The sequence below is a fragment of the Variovorax boronicumulans genome, from assembly GCF_009811375.1.
In the GTDB taxonomy this organism is placed as follows: domain Bacteria; phylum Pseudomonadota; class Gammaproteobacteria; order Burkholderiales; family Burkholderiaceae_C; genus Variovorax; species Variovorax boronicumulans.
In genome coordinates, this window is record NZ_BKDH01000002.1 from 611,325 (window position 1) to 619,551 (window position 8,227).

The 8,227-nt window shown below is 62.5% G+C and carries 8 protein-coding genes and 1 tRNA gene; all 9 read right to left on the bottom strand.

Going from position 1 to position 8,227, the window contains the following annotated elements:
* Positions 1 to 12 precede the first annotated feature (12 nt).
* Positions 13 to 4,137: a DNA-directed RNA polymerase subunit beta gene (gene rpoB / locus VHAB30_RS22700; RefSeq protein ID WP_095743426.1), complete on the bottom strand. Its 4,125-nt coding sequence runs from the start codon at positions 4,135 to 4,137 to the stop codon at positions 13 to 15.
* 301 nt (positions 4,138 to 4,438) lie between these two features.
* Positions 4,439 to 4,813 (bottom strand): 50S ribosomal protein L7/L12, encoded by a 375-nt coding sequence (gene rplL / locus VHAB30_RS22705; protein ID WP_070063901.1) that lies wholly within the window; start codon positions 4,811 to 4,813, stop codon positions 4,439 to 4,441.
* Positions 4,814 to 4,856: 43 nt separating this feature from the next.
* Positions 4,857 to 5,393: a 50S ribosomal protein L10 gene (gene rplJ / locus VHAB30_RS22710; protein WP_119557819.1), complete on the bottom strand. Its 537-nt coding sequence runs from the start codon at positions 5,391 to 5,393 to the stop codon at positions 4,857 to 4,859.
* Between the two features lie 246 nt (positions 5,394 to 5,639).
* Complete coding sequence (gene rplA / locus VHAB30_RS22715) at positions 5,640 to 6,338, bottom strand: 50S ribosomal protein L1 (RefSeq protein ID WP_062479319.1); 699 nt, start codon at positions 6,336 to 6,338, stop codon at positions 5,640 to 5,642.
* Entirely contained in the window at positions 6,339 to 6,770 is a 432-nt protein-coding gene (rplK, locus tag VHAB30_RS22720) for a 50S ribosomal protein L11 (RefSeq protein ID WP_056584627.1), read from the bottom strand.
* A gap of 141 nt (positions 6,771 to 6,911) precedes the next feature.
* Entirely contained in the window at positions 6,912 to 7,523 is a 612-nt protein-coding gene (gene nusG, locus VHAB30_RS22725; RefSeq protein ID WP_062479316.1) for a transcription termination/antitermination protein NusG, read from the bottom strand.
* On the bottom strand, positions 7,523 to 7,906 hold the full coding sequence (gene secE / locus VHAB30_RS22730) for a preprotein translocase subunit SecE (RefSeq protein WP_062479313.1): 384 nt from the start codon (positions 7,904 to 7,906) through the stop codon (positions 7,523 to 7,525). The genes nusG and secE overlap by 1 nt, the downstream gene beginning before the upstream one ends.
* Positions 7,907 to 8,007: 101 nt before the next feature.
* Positions 8,008 to 8,083: transfer RNA gene (locus VHAB30_RS22735), tRNA-Trp, on the bottom strand.
* A gap of 21 nt (positions 8,084 to 8,104) precedes the next feature.
* Positions 8,105 to 8,227, bottom strand: a 123-nt coding sequence (locus VHAB30_RS22740) for an EF-Tu C-terminal domain-related protein (RefSeq protein ID WP_455342413.1), incomplete at its 5' end; no start/stop codon positions are given.

Sequence of the window (8,227 nt, forward strand, 5' to 3'; positions counted from 1 at the left end):
TCCCTTTTCAACTTAGGAACGCTCGAGCTCGATGTCGAGACCCAGCGAACGAATTTCCTTGACCAGCACGTTGAACGATTCCGGCATGCCGGCTTCGATCGAGTGCTCGCCCTTGACGATGCTTTCGTACACCTTGGTACGGCCTTGCACGTCGTCGGACTTCACGGTCAGCATTTCCTGCAGGACGTAGGCGGCGCCGTAAGCTTCCAGCGCCCACACTTCCATTTCACCGAAACGCTGGCCGCCGAACTGCGCCTTGCCGCCCAGCGGTTGCTGCGTGACGAGCGAGTACGGGCCGGTCGAACGGGCGTGCATCTTGTCGTCCACCAGGTGGTGCAGCTTCAAGAAGTGCATGTAGCCGACGGTGACGGGACGCTCGAACTGGTCGCCGGTGCGGCCGTCGTACAGGTAAGCCTGCGTGCGCGTCTCGGTCAGGCCCTTGAGCTTGGCGATGTCGTCCGGGTAGGCGAGCTTGAGCATGCCGCGGATTTCTTCTTCCGAGGCGCCGTCGAACACCGGCGTCGCGAAGGTCGCGCCGCTTTGCAGGTTGGCCGCCATGGCGAGCAGCTCGGTGTCGCTCAGCTGGTCGAGCTCTTCCTTACGGCCCGAACCGTTGTACAGCTGCTCCATGAACTTGCGCAGCTCGGCCACCTTGGCCTCTTGCTGCAGCAGGTCACCGATGCGCTGGCCGATGCCCTTGCCGGCCCAGCCCAGATGCACTTCGAGCACCTGGCCCACGTTCATCCGCGAAGGCACGCCCAGCGGGTTCAGGCAGATGTCGCACGGCGTGCCGTCGGCCATGTGGGGCATGTCTTCGACCGGAACGATCTTGGAAACCACACCCTTGTTGCCGTGACGGCCGGCCATCTTGTCGCCGGGTTGCAGGCGGCGCTTGACGGCCAGGTAGACCTTGACCATCTTGAGCACGCCCGCGGGCAGCTCGTCGCCCTGCGTGAGCTTCTTGCGCTTTTCTTCGAATGCGAGGTCGAAGCTGTGGCGCGTCTGCTCCAGCGAGTTCTTGATCGACTCGAGCTGCGAGGCCACGTCGTCTTCCGCCGGGCGGATGTCGAACCAGTGGAACTTCTCGACCGACGACAGGTAGGCCTTGTCGAGCTTGGTGCCCTTGGCCAGCTTGTTCGGACCGCCGTTGGCAACCTTGCCGGTCAAGAGCTTCTCGATACGGTCGAACGCGTCGGCTTCGACGATGCGCAGCTGGTCGTTCAGGTCGAGGCGGAAGCGCTTGAGTTCATCGTCGATGATCTGCTGGGCGCGCTTGTCGCGCTGGATGCCTTCGCGGGTGAACACCTGCACGTCGATCACGGTGCCTTGCGAGCCCTGGTCCACGCGCAGCGAGGTGTCCTTCACGTCGGAAGCCTTCTCGCCGAAGATGGCGCGAAGCAGCTTCTCTTCCGGCGTCAGCGTGGTCTCGCCCTTCGGCGTGACCTTGCCCACCAGCGTGTCGCCCGGCTGCACTTCGGCGCCGACATAAATGATGCCGGATTCGTCGAGGCGGTTGAGCTGCTGCTCGGCCAGGTTCGGGATGTCGCGCGTAATTTCCTCGGCGCCCAGCTTCGTGTCGCGAGCCATGACCACCAGTTCCTCGATGTGGATCGAGGTGTAGCGGTCTTCGGCGACGACGCGTTCCGAGATCAGGATCGAGTCTTCGAAGTTGTAGCCGTTCCAGGGCATGAACGCGATCAGCATGTTCTGGCCGAGGGCCAGTTCGCCGAGGTCGGTCGATGCGCCGTCGGCCACCACGTCGCCCTTGGCGATCTTGTCGCCGCGCTTGACGATGGGACGCTGGTGGATGTTGGTGTTCTGGTTCGAACGCTGATACTTGATCAGGTTGTAGATGTCCACACCGACTTCACCGGCAGCCGCTTCGGCGTCGTTCACGCGCACCACGACACGGGTCGCATCGACGTAGTCGACGATACCGCCGCGGGTGGCCGTGACCACGGTGCCCGAGTCGACCGCGGAAACGCGCTCGATGCCGGTACCGACCATCGGCTTTTCGGGACGCAGCACAGGCACGGCCTGACGCTGCATGTTGGCGCCCATCAACGCGCGGTTCGCATCGTCGTGCTCCAGGAACGGCACGAGCGAGGCGGCCACCGACACGATCTGCGCGGGCGACACGTCCATGTACTGGATGCGCTCGGCACCGACCAGGATCGATTCGCCGGCTTCACGCGCCGAGACCAGGTCGCCGGTCAGCTTGCCGTCCTTGTCCAGGACCGCGTTGGCCTGGGCGATGACGTACTTGCCTTCTTCGATGGCCGACAGGTAGTCGATGTCCATCGTGACCTTGCTGTCGACCACGCGGCGGTACGGCGTCTCGATGAAGCCGTATTCGTTCAGGCGGGCGTACAGGGCCAGCGAGTTGATCAGACCGATGTTCGGGCCTTCAGGCGTTTCGATCGGGCACACGCGGCCGTAGTGGGTCACGTGCACGTCGCGCACTTCGAAGCCTGCACGTTCACGCGTCAGACCACCCGGGCCAAGGGCCGACACGCGGCGCTTGTGGGTGATTTCGGACAGCGGGTTCGTCTGGTCCATGAACTGCGACAGCTGCGACGCACCGAAGAATTCCTTCAGCGCGGCCGAGATCGGCTTGCTGTTGATCAGGTCGTGCGGCATCAGCGGCTCTTGCTCGGCCTGACCCAGACGTTCCTTCACGGCCTTCTCGATACGTGCCAGACCGGTGCGGTACTGGTTTTCGGCCAGTTCGCCGACGCAACGCACGCGGCGGTTGCCCAGGTGGTCGATGTCGTCGACTTCGCCGTTGCCGTTGCGCAGGTCCACGAGGATCTTGACCACGGCCAGGATGTCTTCGTTGGTCAGCACCATCGGGCCGGTCGATTCGTCGCGGCCGACCTTGGCGTTGAACTTCATGCGGCCCACGCGCGACAGGTCGTACGTGTCCGGGTTGTAGAACAGGCGCTGGAACAGGGCCTGCACCGCGTCTTCCGTCGGCGGCTCGCCGGGGCGCATCATGCGGTAGATCGCCACGCGGGCAGCGAACTCGTCCACCGTTTCGTCGATGCGCAGCGTCTGCGAGATGTACGCGCCCTGGTCCAGTTCGTTCGTGTAGATGACCTGGATGTCCTGCACGCCGGCCGTGCGCAGCTTCTTGAGCAGCGCTTCGGTCAGTTCGTCGTTGGCCTTGGCCAGGATTTCGCCGGAGTCGGCGTCGACGATGTTGCGGGCGATGACGCGGCCGACCAGGAAGTCTTCCGGCACGCTGATGTGCGTGGTGCCGCCCTGCTCGAGTTCACGCGTGTGACGCGCCGTGACGCGCTTGTCCTTGGCGACCACGACCTTGCCCGACTTGTCTGTGATGTCGAAGCGCGCGACTTCGCCGCGCAGGCGCTCGGAGACGAACTCCATCTGCGCGCCGCTGTCCATCAGGCGGAAGTTGTCGTTCACGAAGAAGTTCGCGAGGATCGATTCCGGGTTCAGGCCGATGGCCTTCAGCAGGATCGTGACCGGCATCTTGCGGCGACGGTCCACGCGGAAGTACAGCATGTCCTTCGGGTCGAACTCGAAGTCGAGCCACGAACCGCGGTAGGGAATCACGCGGGCCGAGAACAGCAGCTTGCCCGAGCTGTGCGTCTTGCCCTTGTCGTGTTCGAAGAACACGCCGGGCGAACGGTGCAGCTGCGAGACGATCACGCGCTCGGTGCCGTTGATGATGAACGAACCCTTGTCGGTCATGAGCGGCACTTCGCCCATGTAGACCTCTTGTTCCTTCACTTCCTTGACCACCTTCGACTGCGAGGTCGACGACTCACGGTCATAGATGATGAGCTGCACCTTGGCGCGCACGGCCGAGGCGAAGGTCAGACCACGGGTCTGGCACTCACGCACATCGAACGCCGGCTTCGCCAGGTTGTACTCGAGGAACTTCATCTCGACAAAACCGTTGTGCGAGACGATCGGGAAGGCAGCGTCGAACGCGGCCTGCAGGCCTTCGACGGTGCGGTGCTTGGGGGCAATGCCGGCTTGCAGGAACGCGGTGTACGCGTCTTTCTGCATCTGCAGCAGGTAGGGGATTTCGACGACGCTGTCGCGGTTACCGAAACTTTTTCGGATGCGCTTGCGTTCGGTGTAACTGTACGCGGACGATTGGGCCATGAGAGCTCCGGTGCTTGAGATCTTCAGCGACTTGTCAGCAGTGCCGGGCGAACGGCACCACTGCTTGGCGGCTGGCCACTACCAGCCGTTGGCGGACGGCGATGCATTGCACATCGCCCGAACCAAGGGGTCTTCTGCAGTCGGGTTCAGAAGACACTCAAAAATCGTCTTGGCTTTTGCTTTTCCGGCGGCCTTCGGGCCTTCGAGAAAACCGGCGCCAAGCCGGCTTTTGGGTGCGCTCTGAAAGCGGCAAAGGCTGGAGGGCCTTTTCAGGCACCTCCAGCCCTCCAGGGGGTCTGAATTACTTCAGTTCCACCTTGGCGCCGGCATCTTCCAGCTTCTTCTTGGCGGCTTCAGCGTCAGCCTTCGACAGGCCTTCCTTGACAGCCTTGGGAGCAGCTTCCACCAGGTCCTTGGCTTCCTTGAGGCCCAGGCCGGTGATTTCGCGCACGGCCTTGATCGCCGACACCTTGTTCGCGCCAGCATCCATCAGCATGACGTTGAATTCGGTTTGCTCTTCAGCGACTGCAGCAGCAGCGCCACCGCCGGCAGCGGGTGCCGACATGGCTGCGGCGCTCACGCCGAACTTCTCTTCGATGGCCTTCACCAGGTCGTTGAGTTCCAAGACCGTCATTGCGTCGAGCGCGGTCAGAAATGCGTCTTTATCGAATGCCATTTTTGTTTCCTAACAATTGGGTTGAATATTTCAAACGCGAGGCTCAAGCGGCCTGCGCTTCTGCCGGTGCATCGGCGACGGGTGCAGCTTCGCCACCACCGCGCTTCTCGGCCAGCGCCGCGAGCACGCGGGCGGTACGAGAAATCGGGGATTGCATCAAGCCCAGCAGTTGCGCCAGCAGCACTTCCTTGGAAGGGATGTTGGCCAGTTGCTTCACGCCTTCGACGTCCAGGGCCTTGCCACCGAATGCGCCACCGCGAATCACCAACTTGTCGTTGGTCTTCGCGAAATTGGCCACCACCTTAGCGGCAGCCACAGCGTCTTCGGAGAAGCCATAGATCAGCGGACCGGTCATCTGGTCGCCGACGATCTCAAACGGGCTGCCAGCGACAGCACGGCGAGCCAGCGTGTTCTTCAGAACACTCAGGGTCACACCGTTGCTGCGCGCTTCGCTGCGCAGTTTGGTCATATCGGCCACCGTGATGCCACGGTATTCCGCCATCACGAGCGTTTGAGCTTTTGCGGCGAGGCTGGTCACATCACTGATGACCGCTTCTTTCTCACTGCGATTCAGACTCAAGGTCTACTCCTTTTAATGCGACCTTCGGCCGGGGCCTCGGATCGCGCTTCATGCAGCGACCAACTGTTTCGGAACAAAAATCAAATTCCTTGCAGTGGGGTCGCCATCTGCGCTGGATACCGGAAGGATCGATCCGGCCATTAAGTGCAGCGCCCTGCACACCAGCGGTCTTGGATGGCTCGCGGCAACCGAAGCTGCCGCGACCCACCACATCTGCCCTCTCCTTGCGGGATCGGGCAAATCTCTTTAGCTCGCCGAGATGGTTTGCGTGTCCACACGGACACCCAGACCCATCGTCGACGACACAGCCACCTTGCGCAGGTACACGCCCTTGCTGGTCGCCGGCTTGGCCTTGACCAGAGCGTCGATCAGCGCAGCGAGGTTGCCTTGCAGCTTGTCGTTGTCGAACGAGCGACGGCCGATCGTGCCGTGGATGATGCCGGCCTTGTCGACGCGGAACTGGACCTGGCCAGCCTTGGCGTTCTTGACAGCGGTGGCGACGTCAGGCGTCACGGTGCCAACCTTGGGGTTGGGCATCAGGCCACGCGGGCCGAGGATCTGACCGAGCGTACCGACGACGCGCATGGCGTCAGGGGCAGCGATCACGACGTCGAAAGGCATGTCGCCAGCCTTGACCATCGCAGCCAGGTCGTCCATGCCGACGATGTCGGCGCCGGCGGCCTTGGCTTCTTCAGCCTTGGCGCCTTGGGCGAACACGGCGACGCGCTTGGTCTTGCCGGTGCCGTTCGGCAGCACGACAGCACCGCGAACCACCTGGTCCGACTTCTTCGCGTCGATGCCCAGCTGCACGGCCACGTCGATCGATTCGTCGAACTTGGCGGTGGCGGCATCCTTGACGATGACGATGGCGTCAGCCAGGGGGTACAGCTTGTTGCTGTCGACCTTGCCTTGCAGCGACTTTTGCTTCTTGGTGATCTTGGACATTTACACGCCCTCCACATTCACGCCCATCGAGCGGGCCGAGCCGGCGATCGTGCGAACTGCTGCGTCGAGGTCGGCGGCAGTCAGGTCCTTCATCTTGGCCTTGGCGATTTCTTCGAGCTGAGCGCGCGTGATCTTGCCGACCTTGTCGGTGTGCGGACGGGCCGAGCCCTTGTCCAGCTTGATGGCCTTCTTGATCAAGGTGATCGCCGGGGGCGTCTTGATGATGAAGGTGAAGCTCTTGTCAGCGAACGCGGTGATGACCACCGGCAGCGGCAGACCCGGCTCGACGCCTTGGGTTTGCGCGTTGAACGCCTTGCAGAACTCCATGATGTTCAGACCGCGCTGACCCAGTGCGGGACCGATCGGCGGGGACGGGTTGGCCTTACCAGCTGGCACTTGCAGCTTGATGAAGCCGACGATTTTTTTCGCCATGCTTTGCTCCTTGCGGGTGATATCGCCTTGGCTCTCGCCGCGGCTCCCCGGGGTTAAACGACTCTTCGATCAAGGCCGCGCGCCGAGTCGGACAACGCGCAGCCGGAAACTGGCAGGCCCGCCCGAAGGCAGGCCGTGGGATCAGGTCTTCTCGACCTGACCGAATTCGAGCTCCACAGGGGTGGCGCGGCCGAAAATCATGACCGACACGCTGACCTTGCTCTTCTCGTAGTTGACGTCTTCCACCGTGCCGTTGAAGTCGGTGAACGGGCCTTCCTTGACGCGCACGAACTCACCCACGGTGAACTCCACCTTGTGGCGCGGCTTCTCGGTGCCCTGCTGCATCTGGTTGACGATGTCCTCGACCTCTTTCTGCGAGATCGGGGCCGGACGGTTCTTGGCGCCGCCCACGAAACCCGTCACCTTGTTGGTGTGCTTCACCAGGTGCCAGCTCTCGTCGTCCATGATCATTTCGACCAGCACGTAGCCCGGGAAGAAACGGCGCTCGGTGGTGCGCTTCTGGCCGTTCTTGATCTCGACCACTTCTTCGGTCGGAACCAGGATGCGGCCGAACTTGTCCTGCATGCCGGCGCGGGTGATGCGCTCGGTGATGTTGCGCTCGACGGCCTTTTCCATGCCCGAGTAGGCATGCACCACGTACCAACGCAGATCAGGATTGGCAGCGGGGGTCAGGAGAGGGTTCTGCTCCTCTTCCGGCGTGCTCTGCGTGGTTTCAACTGCGTCGTCGGTCATTATTTTCTCCAGCCCAGAATGAGGTCAAAGAACACCCATTCGAGCGTCTTGTCGGTGAGCCAGAGGAAGACGGACATGATCGCCACGAAGGCGAACACATAGGCCGTCATCTGCATCGATTCCTTGCGGGTCGGCCACACGACCTTCTTGACCTCGCGCCACGAGTCACGACCGAAAGCCCACAGCTGACGGCCATTCTCGGAGCTGCCGAAGGCGCCCACGGCCGCAGCCAGGCCGACCAGCAGCGCAGCCCATTGCACCAGCGAGCCTTGGCGCGACAGCAGGTAGAACGCCACGATGGCGCCCACTGCCAGCACCACCGCCGCAGCCAGCTTGGCTTTGTCGGCACCCGTGCTCACGGTTTCGATTTGAGAAGTGGCCATGTCGGCTGATTTCCTGTGGCCTCGCGGCCTTCAATTCAATGCGTCTCTTGAGACGCCGAAGCCCATCGGATCGCGATGGGCTTGTCGGGGTGCCACCTAGGTGGCAGGGGCAGTAGGAATCGAACCTACAACCTTCGGTTTTGGAGACCGACGCTCTGCCAATTGAGCTATACCCCTCCGGTACTCTTTACGCTCGGCTTAGATGTCGAGGATCTTGGCCACGACGCCCGAACCCACGGTACGGCCGCCTTCACGGATGGCGAAGCGCAGGCCTTCTTCCATCGCGATCGGGTTGATCAGCTTCACGGTGATGCTGACGTT